Source organism: Curvibacter sp. GW821-FHT09D12 (assembly GCF_059416245.1).
Genome location: NZ_JBWKOU010000011.1, coordinates 62,766 through 78,285, shown reverse-complemented (window position 1 = coordinate 78,285; position 15,520 = coordinate 62,766). Strand labels below are relative to the sequence as shown.

At 61.2% G+C, this 15,520-nt stretch carries 11 protein-coding genes; 6 read left to right on the top strand and 5 right to left on the bottom strand.

Translation table 11 applies throughout. From position 1 onward, the window contains the following. The first annotated feature begins 6 nt into the window (after nt 1–6). Complete coding sequence (locus AC07PT_RS18250) at nt 7–927, top strand: LysR family transcriptional regulator (protein WP_494657615.1); 921 nt, start codon at nt 7–9, stop codon at nt 925–927. Between the two features lie 10 nt (nt 928–937). On the opposite strand, the gene AC07PT_RS18245 is transcribed toward AC07PT_RS18250, so the two are convergent. Further along, complete coding sequence (locus AC07PT_RS18245; protein ID WP_492345739.1) at nt 938–1,183, bottom strand: DUF2789 domain-containing protein; 246 nt, start codon at nt 1,181–1,183, stop codon at nt 938–940. After that, nucleotides 1,180–1,887, bottom strand: coding sequence for an SRPBCC family protein (locus AC07PT_RS18240; RefSeq protein WP_494657614.1), 708 nt, complete (start codon nt 1,885–1,887; stop codon nt 1,180–1,182). Before AC07PT_RS18240 ends, AC07PT_RS18245 begins: the two co-directional genes overlap by 4 nt. Nucleotides 1,888–2,167: 280 nt before the next feature. Between AC07PT_RS18240 and AC07PT_RS18235 the strand changes: the two genes are divergently transcribed. Continuing rightward, nucleotides 2,168–2,881, top strand: a complete 714-nt coding sequence (locus AC07PT_RS18235) for a YebC/PmpR family DNA-binding transcriptional regulator (RefSeq protein WP_494657613.1) — start codon at nt 2,168–2,170, stop codon at nt 2,879–2,881. Nucleotides 2,882–2,950: 69 nt separating this feature from the next. Here AC07PT_RS18235 and AC07PT_RS18230 read toward each other — a convergent pair whose 3' ends face one another. Together AC07PT_RS18230 and AC07PT_RS18225 are read right to left on the bottom strand one after the other, a co-directional pair. After that, on the bottom strand, nt 2,951–4,027 hold the full coding sequence (locus AC07PT_RS18230) for an MBL fold metallo-hydrolase (RefSeq protein ID WP_494657612.1): 1,077 nt from the start codon (nt 4,025–4,027) through the stop codon (nt 2,951–2,953). Between the two features lie 151 nt (nt 4,028–4,178). Continuing rightward, nucleotides 4,179–5,117: a restriction endonuclease gene (locus AC07PT_RS18225; RefSeq protein WP_494657611.1), complete on the bottom strand. Its 939-nt coding sequence runs from the start codon at nt 5,115–5,117 to the stop codon at nt 4,179–4,181. A gap of 294 nt (nt 5,118–5,411) precedes the next feature. Between AC07PT_RS18225 and AC07PT_RS18220 the strand changes: the two genes are divergently transcribed. The 4 genes from AC07PT_RS18220 to AC07PT_RS18205 all read left to right on the top strand — a co-directional run bounded on the left by AC07PT_RS18220 (nt 5,412) and on the right by AC07PT_RS18205 (nt 11,970). After that, on the top strand, nt 5,412–5,684 hold the full coding sequence (locus tag AC07PT_RS18220) for a hypothetical protein (protein WP_492345734.1): 273 nt from the start codon (nt 5,412–5,414) through the stop codon (nt 5,682–5,684). A gap of 57 nt (nt 5,685–5,741) precedes the next feature. Beyond that, complete coding sequence (locus AC07PT_RS18215) at nt 5,742–8,846, top strand: diguanylate cyclase domain-containing protein (protein WP_494657610.1); 3,105 nt, start codon at nt 5,742–5,744, stop codon at nt 8,844–8,846. Between the two features lie 161 nt (nt 8,847–9,007). Continuing rightward, the gene (locus AC07PT_RS18210) at nt 9,008–10,732 is read left to right on the top strand and encodes a methyl-accepting chemotaxis protein (protein WP_494657609.1); all 1,725 of its coding nucleotides are present in this window, start codon (nt 9,008–9,010) and stop codon (nt 10,730–10,732) included. A gap of 146 nt (nt 10,733–10,878) precedes the next feature. Further along, nucleotides 10,879–11,970: a GTP pyrophosphokinase gene (locus AC07PT_RS18205; protein WP_494657608.1), complete on the top strand. Its 1,092-nt coding sequence runs from the start codon at nt 10,879–10,881 to the stop codon at nt 11,968–11,970. A gap of 36 nt (nt 11,971–12,006) precedes the next feature. On the opposite strand, the gene AC07PT_RS18200 is transcribed toward AC07PT_RS18205, so the two are convergent. Then, nucleotides 12,007–15,408, bottom strand: a complete 3,402-nt coding sequence (locus tag AC07PT_RS18200) for a bifunctional diguanylate cyclase/phosphodiesterase (protein ID WP_494657607.1) — start codon at nt 15,406–15,408, stop codon at nt 12,007–12,009. Nucleotides 15,409–15,520: the final 112 nt, after the last annotated feature.

Here is a 15,520-nt window from a genome sequence, read left to right as displayed (position 1 = left end):
AAATAGATGGCCACACCCTCGGTCAAGCAACTGGAGGCTTTCTGGTGGGCCGCCACCTGCAGCAACTTCAGCACCGCCGCCGAGCGCCTTCACCTGTCGGTGTCGTCTCTGTCCAAACGCATCAGCGAGCTGGAGGGTGCGCTGGGTCAGGCGCTGTTTGACCGAACGGGTCACAAAGCGATGCTGACCGAGTCGGGGCGGCGCCTGTTGCCGGCGGCGTTGAGGGTGCTCAACGCCGTGGCTGACCTGGGACGCAGCTTGGCAGAGACCGGGGCCTTGTCAGGTCACTGCCGTTTTGGGGTGGGTGATCTGTCGGCATTGACCTGGTTGCCCGCCCTGGTGGCTGGGACAAGGCGTTTGCACCCAGGCCTCACCCTGGAGGCCTGTGTGGATGTGGGCGGGGTGCTGGAACGGCGCCTGGCCGAGGGCGAGTTGGATTTTGCGGTGATCGCCGGTCGCTCGTCGCGCAGCGCCCTGGTGTCGCAATCGGTGGGCGCAGCGCGCTTTGCCTGGGCGGCGTCGCCTCATCTGGCCGTTTCGTCTGCGGCCTCGGTGGCAGGTCTGCTTGAGCGCTGCCCATTGATCACGTTGCCACCCCAGGCCGGCACCACGCGCTTGCTGGACGACTGGTTGCTGGCCCAAGGCCTGGCCGAGCCGCGGGAGCGCATCCAGTGCAACAGCTGGGCCGCTGTGGCGGGCATGTTGCGCGAGGGGGTGGGAGTGGGTTTTCTGCCCGAGGGCTGGATTGACGGGCTGGGCTTGTGCCGCCTTGAGGTTGAGCCCGAATTGGGGGCGCTGCAGTATGCGTTTCAGTGGCGCCGGGGCGATGCGCGAAGCCTGGTGCCGGTCATGCAGGGGATGGTCAGCTCGGTGCTGGACTTTTCGCTGTTGCCTTGCCTTGCGGGCGCGGCCCCCTTGGCCGGCTGAGCCGGTTCGGTCAGCGCAGGGCCAGGTTCAGTTGGTCGACCAGTTCAGCCCAGTCGGCATCCTGCAAGCGCTGCTCACGCAGGAAGGTGGCCTGGGAGGGGGTCCAGAACGGGGCGTCGGCCAGTTCCAGGTCGTCGGCCAGCGGGGCATGGTGACCGATGAAGGTCGCGATGGAATGGGGGTCGGAAGCCAAGCCGAGTTGCGCAAACAGGTCGGTGAAGCGGTGAAACAGTTCGTTGTGGATGGGGCTGTTCATGGTGCGGATCCTGGGGAGCCTTCAGGGGCCATGGCCCGGGTGTCGGGCGGGCTGGCGTTGCTGGATGGGGTGGGGCCTGATGCGCTGCGGCGCGATGCGTTGTCTTGGCGCCGGATCATCTCACGGATGAAGGCGTTGAAATTGTCGGCGGTTTGCCGTTTCAGGGCCGAGTTGCCGAGAAACGAAGGCAGGGGCCGGGTCGGCTCGAAAGCGACGTGGTAGCGCAGTTGCACCCCCCCTTCGCGGGGCCTCAGTTCGGTGCTGCTGTCGAGCCGTTTCACATCGCCGGACACACCGTGGGTGGTGATCAGGCGTTGGGGCGTGAGGCTGACATCACGCACGTTTTCGTAATCAAAGTGCAGGATGCCGGCGCGCGTGCTGCCGCGCTGATGCACGCGCAAGGTGTTGCCCTGGCGGTTGGCCACTTCGCTGAGCTCCAGCCCCGGCAGGAACTGGCTCATGTGCTCGTAATCGGTCAGCACCGCCCAGGCTTGGGCGGCGGGAACGGGGGCCTGGGTGTCCAGGCTGATTTCGATCTGTTCGTTCCCAAACACCACGGTGACATCGTCGGGTTTGATGTCCTTGAACTCGGTCTGGGCCGTTGCGCCACCGCTGGCCAGCAGACCGGCGACCAGGCAGGCCGTGGGCAGCCAGCCGGAAACGCTCTGGCGCTGGGGCCGGGGGCCAGAAAAAGGGTGAAGCATGGTGTTTTGACGGCGGTGTTCTGGGCTCCAAGTGCTGCGGTGGCGGCGCCTCGGAAAGCATGTATCCACAAAATTGTAGGCCGTATTGCTTTGGTGCGCGGATTGAAAAGGCGCGTGCAGGAGGCTGGAATTTGCGACAAGTCTGACCGCTCAGCCAAGTCTGCCGACCGGCTCGGTGTATAACCTTCCCCCTTCAGGGCTTGTGTGCAGTTCGCAAAAAGCACAGGCTTGACCCCCAATGGGCACCGCGGTGTGCCCGACAACACAAGGAATTTCAGACATGGGCGCGCAGTGGAAAGCAAAAGGCAAGGCACAGGTTGCAGATGCCAAAGGCAAGCTGTTCGGCAAGCTGGCCAAGGAAATCATGGTGGCCGCTCGCGGCGGTGCTGATCCGGCGGCCAACTCGCGCCTGCGCCTGGTGGTGGAGCAGGCACGCAAGGTGTCCATGCCCAAGGACACGCTGGAGCGGGCCATCAAGAAGGGCGCTGGTCTGACGGGTGAAAACGTCAGCTTCGAGCATGTGATGTACGAGGGTTACGGCCCGCAGCGCGTTCCGGTGATGGTGGAGTGCCTGACCGACAACGTGAACCGTACCGCGCCGGAAATGCGCGTGTTGTTCCGAAAAGGGCAATTGGGTACCTCGGGCTCGGTGTCCTGGGATTTCAACCACCTGGGCCTGATCGAGGCCGAACCCGCTGCGGCGGGTGTAGATGCTGAACTGGCTGCCATTGAAGCCGGCGCCCAGGATTTCGAGCCGGCTGACGAGGATGGCGTGACCGTGTTCATGACCGATCCAACCGATCTGGACCTGGTGAGCCGTGCCCTGCCTGCACATGGTTTCACGGTGCTGAGCGCCAAGCTGGGTTACAAGCCCAAAAACCCGGTGAAGGCCTCGGACCTGAGCGCAGAGCAACTGGAGGAGGTGGAATCCTTCCTGTCCGCCATTGATGCCAACGATGACGTGCAAAACGTCTACGTGGGCTTGGTGGACTGATCGCCCCCGCCAGCCAGGGCCTGCCGAGGCCCGGCTCTGCACTTTGACGCCAGATCGGGCGTGTCCGTATCAGGCCGCCGAGGCAGTTTTCAGTGCATACCAGTTGACGCCATCGCGCAAGGTGCGGGTGGCTTCCCCACGGCCGATCAGGTAGTTGAGGCAGGCCAGGGTTTCACCGGTGGCCATGCCCAGCAGGCCGGTGTCGGTTTCGGCGATGGGGCGCGAGAACAGTGCACCAAACACGTCTACCACCCGGCGTGGCTCGCTGCCCAAGGCTTCACGCAGGCGGTTGAACGCCTTGTGCTGGCCTTCGGCAAGGCGGTCCAGGCGCAAGTGCAGGCCCCGAAAGGGCTCGTTGTGCGAGGGCAGCACCAGCACATCATCGGGCACTTCGCGGCGCAGTTTCTCGATCGAGGCCATCCATTCGCTCATGGGGTCGGCGTCGGGTTCGGTCGGGTGGACCGAGACGTTGGAGGAAATGCGCGGCAGCACCTGGTCGCCTGAAATCAACACCTTCAGGTCGGCGCAATACAGGCAGGCGTGTTCAGGTGAGTGGCCCGTGCCGACGATGATGCGCCAGTCGTGCTGACCGATGCGCAGCGTCTCGCCGTCGCGCAGGCGCCTGAAGCTTTCGGGCAGCGCGTGGATGTGCTTGCCGAAGTTGCCAAAGCGCAGGCGGTAGCGTTCGATGGCGGCCTCGCCCCAGCCAGCCTGGCGGAAGAACTCGATGGCCTCGGGCGGGGCCTCTCGCCCGGTGTCGGACACCATCACGCGGCAGCTCATGTATTCGAGCCGGGTCATCCAGAGGCGGGCGTTGAACTTGCGTGTCAGCCAGCCGGCCATGCCCACGTGGTCGGGGTGCATGTGGGTGACAAAGATGCGGGTGATGCCGCGCTGGTCTGGTGCATGGGCAAAGAGCTCGCGCCAGACCTGGGCGTTTTCGTCGGTGCGGGTGCCGGTGTCGACAATTGCCCATCCGGCGTCGTCGTCGAGCGCCCAAAGGTTGATGTGATCCAGTGCATAGGGCAGTGGCATGCGGATCCAGTGCACGCCGGGGGCAAGCTCCAGCGTGGTGCCGCGCGGCGGTACCGTCTCAAAGGGGTAATCGAGAGGGTCTTTGGGTTTGGGGGCGTGTTGTTCTTGCAAGCGGGCCTCGCGTCTTGAATGCGGTGGGGATCGGCATCAGGTGGCCTTTCCATCCCGCCAAGTATGTCGCGGCTCGAAGGTGCTTGCAGATCGGCGGAGGCTCGCCCCTGTCACCACCGTGCCAAATGGGAGGTACCTGCTGTCGTTAGGGTCAGTGGGTGGGGCTCTGGAGCAGGTCCCTCACGCCTCGGCAGGCGGGAAAAGCGGTGCAGCCCCAGAAGGATTGTTCGTCTGACGTGTCCAGGCGTGCTGCCTGGCGTTGCATGGCCTTGCCACAGCGCGGGCAGGAGGGGATCACGGCTTCACGGGCTTGCGCCAGAGCCAGCAGCGCGGCGGCATCCAGCGGGGGTTGAACCTCTCCGTGGCGCACGGCAAGCAGGCCCGATTTCGAGCGGACCGGCGCGGCCTGCTGGGTGCTCTTTGACTGGGTGACCGGGTTTGAGCGCACATGGGCAATCCAATGGCGCAGGGCCTGTCCATCCAGAAGCCTGACCGGGCGGCCCGCCGCGAATTGACGGGCCGCACGGGTGAAGTTGCCTGAGGTCACCAGAAAAGCCGAATCGGCCCCCACCGCGTGCATGATGCCGGTCAGCTCTCGGACCACTTCAACCCCCACACGGTACGACTTCCACGGTTTGCACTGGACCAGGGATTTCTGGCCGTCTTTCCAGAGCACCAGATCCATGCCATCGTCCGGCGCGTGGACGTTCATGTCATCGACCTCGTAGCCCTGAAGGCGAAATGCCTCGGCGACCAGTTGTTCGAAGTCCCGCCGATTGAGTTGGTTCAACACGTCGGCCGCCGGGTTGACGGCGGCCTGTTGCAAAAGACGTTGGCGTTGGTTTCGGCGCCAGAACGAAGCGGCGGCCATGATCAGGAACACGGCAGGCACGGCATAACGGCCGTAAAGCACCATGTCTGTCAAGACCTCATGGGAGGTCGAGTGAGGCAGGGGTTGATGGGCGTTCTGGCTCAGCGTCTGGAGCAAGGCAAACAACAGAACGGCCACGACGCAATCCAGCCACCACGGCAGGGTGGCGCTCCAGTCCAGCAGGCGATCACTGAGAGCGAACTCTCGCGCGCGAATCATTTCGATGACACTCCCATTTCCGGTTGTTTGCCTTTGCAGGCAGGGCACACCGGCTACTTTTAGGTATTGATACAAGCATACCAAGATGTATCCGATGGTCTATATCTGAGTTTGGAGGAGGGGCAGAGAAAATGAGGGCTGATGTGTTCAATTTGGCGGATTGAGACCCGCTGTATGGCGTTGATGCGCTGACCGGGGGCCAAAATGAGGCGATCAATGGGTTCCGAGCGCTGAGTCGAGGGGCGAGTTGCTTTTGGATCGCTGGCTTGTAGGCCTGTTCAACTAGGAGATGTGATGTCTGAATGTTTCAAATTTGCCAAGGGGGCCTGTGTGGTGTTGGGGGTGGCCTTGCTGAGTGCCTGTGGCAACAAGGTCAGCCTTGAGAACTACAACCGCATCAAGGTTGGGCAGACCTACGACGAGGTTCGGCAAATTGTGGGTGACCCGGCCCATTGTGATGAGACCTTGGGGATTCGATCCTGCCAATGGGGTGACTCAACACGCAGCATCCGGGTGAACTTTGCGGTCGACAAAGTGGTGTTGATGTCTGCAGAGAACCTGAAATAGGCGCGAGGCCGATTTCTATCGGCGGAGGCCCTGTGAAAGGGCGTGGCAAACGCGAGCATGGGGTTCGGTTTGCTGGGCTGTCCGGGTGCCTTGCGCCACGGGCAGTGCAAGGCGTGGTTTTGGCTTTTATGCCGTAAATGTAATGTGCATGGGTTTTATGGCAGGTACAAAAATCAACCGACCAACCCAAGGCATCCCGTGGCATGCCTCCGTGATTCATGCGCTTCCCAATGCAAGACCAGGTGGTTTTATCGCTGCCACTTCAAGGCGGTGGGTGCTAACCTGTCATACCAAGGCAGATCAAGCGAAAATCTACAAATGGTCAACCTAAAACCGCCGGGAGCAAACAATCCAGAGATGACAGGCCCCCGTTCTTGGTTCGGGTCCTTCTGGATGCAGCTGTCCCTGATTTTTGGAGCGCTCTACTTTGTGGTTGTGGGCCTCGGTGAGTTCTACATGGGCCAGTACCTGACAGAACGGATCACCAAGGACCAGGGTGAAGCCCTTCATCAACGATCACAGGCCGTCGCCAACGCCCTGGCAGAAAGCCTACACGAGCGTGACCGAGAGATTGCGATGCTTTCGCGCCTGCCCAATTTCCAGGCCGGTCCCTTGAGTGCAGATTGGATTGAGCCTTACCTGAACGAAATCCGACGCTCGTTTCCGAACTACTCGTGGATCGGCGTGGCGGATGCTCAAGGACAGGTGCAAGCAGCGACAGCGGGACTTTTGCGCGGAGCCGATGTGCGCCAACGTCCCTGGTTCAGCGGCGGTCAGCAGGGACGTTACGTAGGCGATGCCCATCAAGCTGTCATGCTGGAGCGCCTGCTTCCGCCGCAGGACAGTTCCGAACCTCTGCGTTTTCTTGATTTTGCTGCGCCGCTGCGGACCAGTGATGGCCAGGTGCGCGGTGTGATAGCCGCCCACGTGACACTGAGCTGGATCAACGAGGTGATCCGCTCCGCCCAAGGTGGGGCCGCTCAATTGAATGGCAGCGAGGTGTTCATTCTGGATGGCCGCGGCGAAATCTTGCATCCCTACAGTGCCATTGGCGCACCATTGGCACCATTTTCGTTGCTGGTGGACGAACAACCGTATGCGGTCACCCAGTGGGGCGGTACCGACCAAAACTACCTGACCAGCGCGCTGCGCGTGCGCAGCCGCACCGAGACCGACCTTGGCTGGCGGGTGGTCTTGCGCCAACCCCTGGCCATTGCGCTCGCCCCGGTCGAAGAGGCGCGCCAACGGATGCTGTTGGGGGCTGCTGCATTGCTGTTGTTGGTGATGGGGCTAGTCTACGTGCTGGCCCGCCGTTTCAGCCACCCGATCGAGGTGCTGGCAGAGGCGGCTCAACGGATCGAGGCGGGTGACGAAGACGTCAACCTGGAAATGAATACGCCTAGCGCCGAACTGCAACGCCTGAGCTGGTCCTTGCGCAGCATGACACGCACCTTGATTGAGCGTCGCCGTCAATTGCAGCAAGCCAATGCCACGCTGGAGCAGAAGATTGCAGAGCGTACCGAGCAGCTGTACCTGAGTGAACAGCACTACCGGTCCATCCTGGAAGATCAGACGGAACTCATCTGCCGCTACAGCCATGACCATCGCCTGACTTATGTGAATCAGGCTTTTTGCAGGCTGTTTGGTGTCGACGCGGACGCGGTGCTGAACACTGCATGGGCTCCGATGGTGCTCCCTGAAGATCTGCCGCTGGTGACCGCTGAACTGAGCAAGCTGAAGCCTGATTATCCGGTGGTCACGGTCGAGAACCGCATCCTGGATGGGCAGGGGACGATCCGTTGGGCGCAGTTCAACAACCGGGCCACCTTTGACAGCCAGGGACAGTTGATTGAGGTGTTGACGGTCGGGCGCGACGTCACGCCACAGAAATTACTGGAGCAGGAGTTGAGCGCCACGGCCGAGCGCCTGCAGGATTTATATGACCATGCGCCATGTGGCTATTGCTCCTTGGATGAACACGGCCGGTTCATTGCACTCAATCAGGTGACCTTGTCCTGGCTGGCCTGCACGGCTGAGGAGGTGCTGCATCGCCTGGGACCGACGGACTTCTTCAATGAAGAGGACCGAAGCAAATTCAATCATCACTATGAGCGCTTCAAGCATGAAGAGCAAAGTCGCGCCATCGAGTGTGACCTGATCAGCGCAACCGGGGTGAGACGCCGGGTCAGTGTTTCGTCCACCGCCCTGCGGGACGACCAGGGACGGTTTTTGATGAGCCGCTCAGTGATGCACGACATCACCGAACTCTATGGTGTCCGCACCCAGATGCGTGCATTGGTCCATGAACAGAAGGCCATGCTCGACAACGACTTGGTGGGCCTGGCCAAATTCAAGGACCGTCGACTGATCTGGAAAAACAAGGCCTTGGAACGCATCTTTGGCTATGGCCCGGACGAGTTGCTGGACCAGCCTGCCCGTTGCCTGTACCTGGACGATGCCTCTTACGAGGAGATAGGGCGCGAGGCCTACCCTCTGATCCGCAGCGGCGCCCATTTCCGCAAACAGGTCCAGTTGGCTCGCAAGAATGGGGACCCCATCTGGATCGACATGAACAGCCTTCAGCTTTCCGAGGCTGACGGGGTGTCCCTGTGGCTGATGCAGGACATCTCGGAAATGAAGCAATACCAGCAGCAGGTCGAACACATCGCCTTTCACGACCCGCTGACCGGGCTGCCGAATCGCCTGCTTTTGTCTGATCGCATGCGGCAGGCCTTTGCGCTCGACGATCGAGTGGGTGGCATGGGGGTGGTCTGCTACCTTGATCTGGATGGCTTCAAGCCGGTGAATGACACCCATGGGCACGGCGCGGGTGATTTTCTGCTCAAGGAGGTGGCACGCCGGCTGCAGTCCGCCGTCAGGGCCAACGACACGGTGGCGCGCCTGGGGGGCGATGAGTTTGTGATGTTGATCACCCCCATCATGAACCTCACGGAATGCGAGCCGATTTTGCGGCGGGCACTGGCCAGTGTGCGTGAACCGATCGAGCTGCCCTCGGGTGAGGTGGTTCAGGTCAGCACCAGCATGGGCGTGGTGCTGTATCCCAAGCATGGCAGGCAGCCCTCGCAACTGCTGGCCCTGGCCGATGCGGCCATGTACGAGGCCAAGAATTCGGGCGGTCAAGGCCTTTACATCTGCCCTTGAACCAGGAGCAACGCCAGCCCTTGAGCAAGGGCGGCCATCATGGCTGACAGCGTATGCCGGTGCACAACAGTACGCGGACAGGTCAGGAAAAAGAACGCCTGATAAGGCGCAATGAAGTTACATTGAGCGCAGATACAAATCGATTTGTACAGGGGGTATGCATGCGCTGGAACGATTGGAAACTGGGTGCTCGACTGACCTTTGCCTTCGGGCTGCTGCTGATGATGGCCTTGTTGATCACGGTGCTTGGAATGACCCGGATCCAGGCACTGCGACAAGCCAATCAAGCCCTTTCCACCGTCGAAATGGAGCGTCAAGCCCTGGTGCAGGAATGGTTCAATGACCTGCAGATGAACTGGTTGCGCACAGAAGCCAGCTTCAAGGCAGACAACCCGGCGTACCTTGACAAGACCCGACGTGACATGGCGTCGGTCGTCAATGCGCAAAGCCAGCGCATTGAGCGCACCCGATCCTTGATGCTGCCTGGCCCCGAACAGGCGTCTTTCGCCCAAGCGCTGCAGGCCCGAGAGGCCTACCGCGTGACCCGCGCAGAACTCCAGAAGCAACAAGACGGCGGCCAGAACGTGGGCGACCAGGTTGACCAGCGTCTGCAACCGCTTTTCAAGGCCTATGAGCAGCGGCTGACCCAGCTCAAACAGGCCGTCACCCAACGGGTCGAGGCAGAAACCCAAGACAGCCTGGCCTTGGCTGAGCGCAGCCTTTACTGGCTGGGTGGCAGTGCCTTGGCCGCCGTGCTCGTGGGCTTGTGGCTGGCCTGGCGCATCACCCGTTCGGTCACCCTGCCAGTCGGTCAGGCGGTGCAGGTGGCGCAGGCCATCGCCAAAGGCGATCTGGCCCAGGCCATTGAAAGCAGCGCCAAGGACGAATCGGGCCTTTTGCTGCGCTCGCTGGCTGACATGCAAGCCCATCTGGCCGGGATTGTGCGCGAGGTACGCCACAACGCCGACGGCGTGGCCAACACCAGTGCCGAAATCGCCCAGGGCAACAACGACCTGTCCTCCAGAACCGAACAGCAGGCCTCTGCGCTGCAACAGACCGCGGCGTCGATGGAGCAACTGGGATCCACCGTGAAGCAAAACGCCGAGACGGCCCGCAACGCCAATGAGCGAGCCAGGACCGCCTCTCAAGTGGCCGAGCGGGGGGGCGTGGTGGTCCACGAGGTGGTGCAGACCATGAAGGGCATCAACGAAAGCTCACAAAAAATCAGTGACATCATCGCGGTCATCGACAGCATTGCCTTCCAGACCAACATCCTTGCGCTCAATGCGGCGGTCGAGGCGGCCCGCGCCGGAGAGCAGGGCAGGGGCTTTGCCGTGGTGGCGGGCGAGGTGCGAAGCCTGGCCAGCCGCAGCGCCGAGGCGGCTCGCGAAATCAAGAGCCTGATCAGTGCCAGCGTCGAGCGGGTGGAGCAGGGCAGTGCCCTGGTGGATCGAGCGGGCCATACCATGGACGAAGTGGTCGCCGCCATTCGGGAACTGGCTCGGCTGATGGGTGAAATCAGTTCGGCCAGTACCGAGCAGAGTGCGGGCCTGGGCCAGGTCGGCGAGGCGGTGGCGCAGATGGACCACGCCACCCAACAGAACGCGGCGCTGGTTGAAGAGTCGGCCGCCGCCGCCATCAGCCTGCGCACCCAGGCCGAACGCCTGGTGCAATCGGTCGCGGTCTTCAAGCTGGCCCAAGGGCCTCAAGGCGGGTCCAGGCCCGCCGTTAGCGTGACCACGCCCAGGGCCACCCGTTCACCACTGCCCCCCAACATGCCCTACCAGGGCCCTGAGCGGCGCGCCACAACCCGCCCCGATCCGCGGCCGGATCCAGGCACTGCCGCCGCGGCCCCGACAGGGGACGCAGGCTGGGCCTCATTCTGAGACTGCGAGTGCTGTAGCCCGTGTAAAGTACCCCCAAATGGGGAACCGGCCTTTGCAAGGCTTGCGCCATTGCGGCAGGCCGTGACAGCTGGCCAGACGGCTCCCCGTGACGACCCCGACCCCGTTCAATTCACCCGTTATTCCCCATGGCGTCCCTGCACTTCGAACAGGAAGAACAGCTTTTCACCGCGTTCTATGTGGCCCAGTCCTCACGGCTCAGCACCATTTGCCTGGGGTTGCAAAAGCAGATTGGCGAGTTGTTGAGTCGAGGCAACGGCATCGCGGGTGTGAAGGTGGAAGGCCGGGTGAAAGACCAGGACGAGTGCCTGCGCAAATTCACCAGCAAATACCGCTATGCGCTGGAAGAAGCCAATCAGCCCTATTCAATACGCGATCACCTGACTGATCTGATCGGGCTGCGGGTGGTTTGCCTGTATGAAGATGAAATCTGGAAGGTGGCCGAGCTCATCAGGCCTTGCTTCAATGTCATCGAGATCACCGACAAGATCGCCAAGGTTGAAGGCACTGATGACTCCTTTGGCTACAAGGGGCTGCACCTTGACCTGGCCTATCGAGCCGAGGATGTCGGGCTGCAGGCTGGATTTGAGCTGCCTGTCGCGCAGTTCGAACTGCAGGTGCGCACCATCATCCAGGACTCCTGGAGCGTGCTGGACCACCAGATCAAGTACAAGAAATCAATCCCCAGCCCGCTCAAACGCCGCATCAATGTGTTGGCGGCCCTGTTTGAATTGGCAGATCGGGAGTTTCGACAGATCCGCGATGAAACCGAGGCAGGATTGCAGTCGGCCCCCGATGAGTTTGCCTTGCAGGATGCCCCACCCGACGGTCGGATCGCCGCGCGTGATGCTCATGCCTCCAGCGAGCTCAATGCCTTCACCTTCTTGAAGATCGTGAACCATTTCTTCAAGGACTTTGTCTTCGAACCCGCCAAGGTTGATGGATTTGTTGACAGCATCAAATCCTGGTCGGTCACCATCAGCCGCAGTGAATTCAATTCGATGGTGCGCCACCAGATCGGAACCGTGAAGCGCTACAAACAGTACTTTGAAGAGCGCAATGACGGCCTCAAATTCAACCCCTACACCGTGATCCGTCATTGCCTGTACCTGAGCGACAAAGAGACCTTCAAGCCGGCACTGCGGCGCAATGCCAAGGAAGCCTTTGATGTCTGGCTGTCGCAGAACCCGCCACAGAGCAAACCAGGTAGCGAGGCCTGAGCGCCCCCGGCGTTGAGCGCGCCCTGCCGGTTCAGTTCAGCGTGCGGGGGGGCCTGAGCGGTGAGCAGGGTCGCCCAGCAGGGCCTCCAATGCGGGCAGCGGAAGAGGGCGGCTGAAGTAGTAACCCTGGAAATAGCGGCAACCGCTGCGCTCCAGAAAATCACGTTGCTCAACCGTTTCAACGCCCTCAGCGATCACCTGCAACGCCAGGCTGTCAGCCAGACTCACGATGGTACGCGCCAGGGTGGCGGCGTTTGCATCGACCAGCACGTCCCGCACAAAAGACTGATCGATCTTCAACTGGTCCAGCGGCAGTTGCTTGAGGTAAGCCAGCGATGAGTAACCCGTGCCGAAATCGTCCAACGAGAAACGAATTCCCAGAGCCTGCAGCTGACTCATCTTGTGCACCACATCGGGCAGGTCTTGCACCAACAGGCTCTCGGTCAGTTCCAGCTTCAGTCGCCTCGGGTCGGCGCCCGTTCGCTCCAGGCTTCCTTGCACACGCTGCACAAAGTCCCGCTGGTGAAACTGCTGCGCACTGACGTTGACGGCAATGCTCAACTCACAGCGTTCGGGTAGAGGGCCCCAGGCAGCCAATTGGCAACAGGCCGTCTCCAGCACCCATTCGCCCAGTTCAAGGATAAGCCGGGTTTCCTCGGCCAGACCGATGAAAGCCCCTGGAAAGACCAGGCCACGGTTGGGATGCTGCCAGCGAACCAGAGCCTCCACACCCACGATCTGCCCCTGCAAATCGACCTGGGGCTGGTAGTGCAGCAGCATCTGGTGTTCACGCAAGCCCTGGCGCAACTCGGCCTCCAGACGGGCCCGTTCACTGACCTGGGCCTGCATCTGCGGATCAAAAAAGCGCAGGGTATTGCGTCCGGCGGCTTTGGCTTCGTACATGGCCAGATCACCCCGTTTCAGCAGTTCATCGCTGGAGAACTGGTGTCCACTGAACATGGCCGCCCCGATGCTGGGGCTGCTGTGGTGACTGTGGCCTCCAAGCATGTACGGGCGGCCCAGCTCACGGCGAATCTCTTCTCCCACCTGCTCGGCCAGACTGGCCGCGTCCAGGGCGTTGGCAGGCAGGCCTTCCAGAATGACCACGAATTCGTCCCCACCGATGCGCGACACCGTGTCGCCTTCGCGCACACAGGTGCGCAGCCGCTGCGCCACCTGTTGCAGCAACATGTCCCCTACGTCGTGCCCACGGGTGTCGTTGAGGGTTTTGAAATTGTCCAGGTCGATGAACAACAGGGCGCATGACTGGCCGCTCCTGGAGCTGGCAGCCATGGCGTGGTGCAGGCGATCCAGCAGCAGGCGTCGATTCGGCAACTGAGTCAACGGATCGTAGAAGGCAAGGGTCTTGATTTCCTCTTCAGCCTGCTTGCGCACCGTGATGTCAGTCAGGGTGCCCACGTAGTTCATCACCTGGTCATCGCGCCCCTTGACCGCCGTGATCGTCAGCCACTCGGGATAGATGCTGTTGTTCTTGCGGCGGTTCCAGATCTCGCCCTCCCAGTAGCCATGCTTTTTGAGCTTGCGCCACAAGTCAATGTAGAACGCCGCATCGTGGCGGCCAGACTTGAGCATGTGGCTGGTCTGCCCCACCACCTCATCGGCACCGTAGCCAGTGATGGCGCAAAACGCCTTGTTGACCCGCAGGATCGTGCCCTGGGCGTCGGTGACCAGCATGCCCTCTTGGGATTCAAAGACCGTGGCATCGATGCGCAGTTGTTGCTCAAGCCGCTTCAGTTCGGTGATGTCACGGATCAGCAGGCTGGTCATTTCGCTGCCATCACTGCTGCGAAAGACCGACGATGACAATTCGGCCGGAAACCGGCGACCATCGTTGGCAATCATGGTCAACTCCCCCCGGAACCAGCCTTCCTTGGCACGCTGGGCCAAGGCCGCAGGCAGCCGAGGGTCACTGGCGTCCACCAAGCCCTCCCGACCCAAATGCCTGAAATCCTCTTCGTTGTAGCCAAACATGCGCTGGGCTTCGAGGTTCGCGGACACGATGGTGCCGTTGGGTCTCGTCAGCAAGGCCGCATCCAGGTTGTGATTGAAGATCAACCTGAACAAAGCCTCACTCTCCACCAACGCCGATTCAACCTGTTTCCGCTTGGTGATGTCCGTGATGAAGCCATGCCAGGTGACCGTGCCGTCCAAGCTTCGCTCAGGCTTGGCGTTGCCAAGCAACCAACGTTCAGTGCCATCGGCGTAACGCACGCGATATTCGTGCTGCCACAGCGTGAGTTCGTCTGCAGACCGCATGAATGAACTGCGAATCGACTCGACATCATCAGGGTGAAACACCTCGAAGACAGCGTTCGCGTCGTGACGAACGGCCTTCGGATCCTGGCGGTAGATGTCCCGGATGGCATCACTCGCATAGGGAAAACTGAAGGTCCCGTCGGGGGTCATCTGAAACTCAAACACCATGCCAGGCAGGCGACTCGCGATCTTGAGCAGACGGTTGAGCGCGGCCTCGTGCGCCAACTCCAGGGCCTTGCCCCGCTGAATCATGCGCAGCAAGAAGTAGGCAAACAGAATGGACAGCGTCAGGAAACTCAGCACAACAGCTGCTGCCTTGAACAACTCTCGATGCCATGATGCAAGGTAATCCTGGGTGGCCAGCCCGGCAATGACGATCATCGGTGCCTTGGCCAAGCGATGGAAAGTGATGGTGCGCTGAACGCCATCACCCCCTCCCGAGTTGAGGATGGTGTCCGCCTGAACGCCAGAAGCCACGCCCGATCGCAACTCCGGCGAGACCTGTTGATTGCCGATCTGTCCTGCGGGGTCTTCCGCAATGGCTGGTGCGCGCGCGATCAAGCCCAGATCTTGATCGCGCAGGATCACGCTGCCATGCGGCCCCATCTGGAAACGGGACAACAGATGCCTGAAATGCTCCACACTGATGATGCCGTAGGCCAGGCCGGCGAAGCGGCCCGCCGGGTCTTTGAAGGCCCGGGCAAACACAATCATCGGGATCTTGATGATCTTGCCTGCCAAGGGCTTGGACACATAAAGGCCCATGTCAGGCTGTTGACTCAAAACCTTGAAGTAATCGCGATCCGCCGCGCTGACCTTCTCATGCTTGTTGACCTGGTTGCCAACCACCACGAAGCCGTCCCGGTCTGTGATGCGAAAGTACTCAACTTCGGGCATGCGCTGCTCGTAGCGGGTCATGCTGGCTCGCAGCGCGTCTTCATCCAGACTGCCCCGTTGTAGTTGGGCTTGCGCATCATCCACAAAACCGCGCAGCACCAGATCGATCTTGTCGATGCTGTCCGACACACTCTGATCGATCGCGTTGGCCACGTTCTGCGTCTGGACGGCCACCCGAATTTGCGTCTGTTGCCAAGTCTGCTGCAAGGCGTAGCCTGACACGAGCACCACCAACACATTGCTGAGCGCAAGTCCTGTGATCAACAGGAGTCGGAGTCGTTTGAAAGGTGTCATTTATGGCATTTACGAGATCTGCCGTACTTGCAATTTGGCAAAACCTGAATATAGCCCCATCAAATGCCCCCTCAACCTCAGG

Coding starts and splice junctions, on each gene's coding strand:
- AC07PT_RS18220 (WP_492345734.1), top strand. CDS start 5,412: ATGTCTGAATGTTTCAAATTTGCCAAGGGGGCCTGTGTGGTGTTGGGG.
- AC07PT_RS18235 (WP_494657613.1), top strand. CDS start 2,168: ATGGGCGCGCAGTGGAAAGCAAAAGGCAAGGCACAGGTTGCAGATGCC.
- AC07PT_RS18205 (WP_494657608.1), top strand. CDS start 10,879: ATGGCGTCCCTGCACTTCGAACAGGAAGAACAGCTTTTCACCGCGTTC.
- AC07PT_RS18225 (WP_494657611.1), bottom strand. CDS start 5,117: ATGATTCGCGCGCGAGAGTTCGCTCTCAGTGATCGCCTGCTGGACTGG.
- AC07PT_RS18215 (WP_494657610.1), top strand. CDS start 5,742: ATGGGGTTCGGTTTGCTGGGCTGTCCGGGTGCCTTGCGCCACGGGCAG.
- AC07PT_RS18240 (WP_494657614.1), bottom strand. CDS start 1,887: ATGCTTCACCCTTTTTCTGGCCCCCGGCCCCAGCGCCAGAGCGTTTCC.
- AC07PT_RS18210 (WP_494657609.1), top strand. CDS start 9,008: ATGCGCTGGAACGATTGGAAACTGGGTGCTCGACTGACCTTTGCCTTC.
- AC07PT_RS18245 (WP_492345739.1), bottom strand. CDS start 1,183: ATGAACAGCCCCATCCACAACGAACTGTTTCACCGCTTCACCGACCTG.
- AC07PT_RS18250 (WP_494657615.1), top strand. CDS start 7: ATGGCCACACCCTCGGTCAAGCAACTGGAGGCTTTCTGGTGGGCCGCC.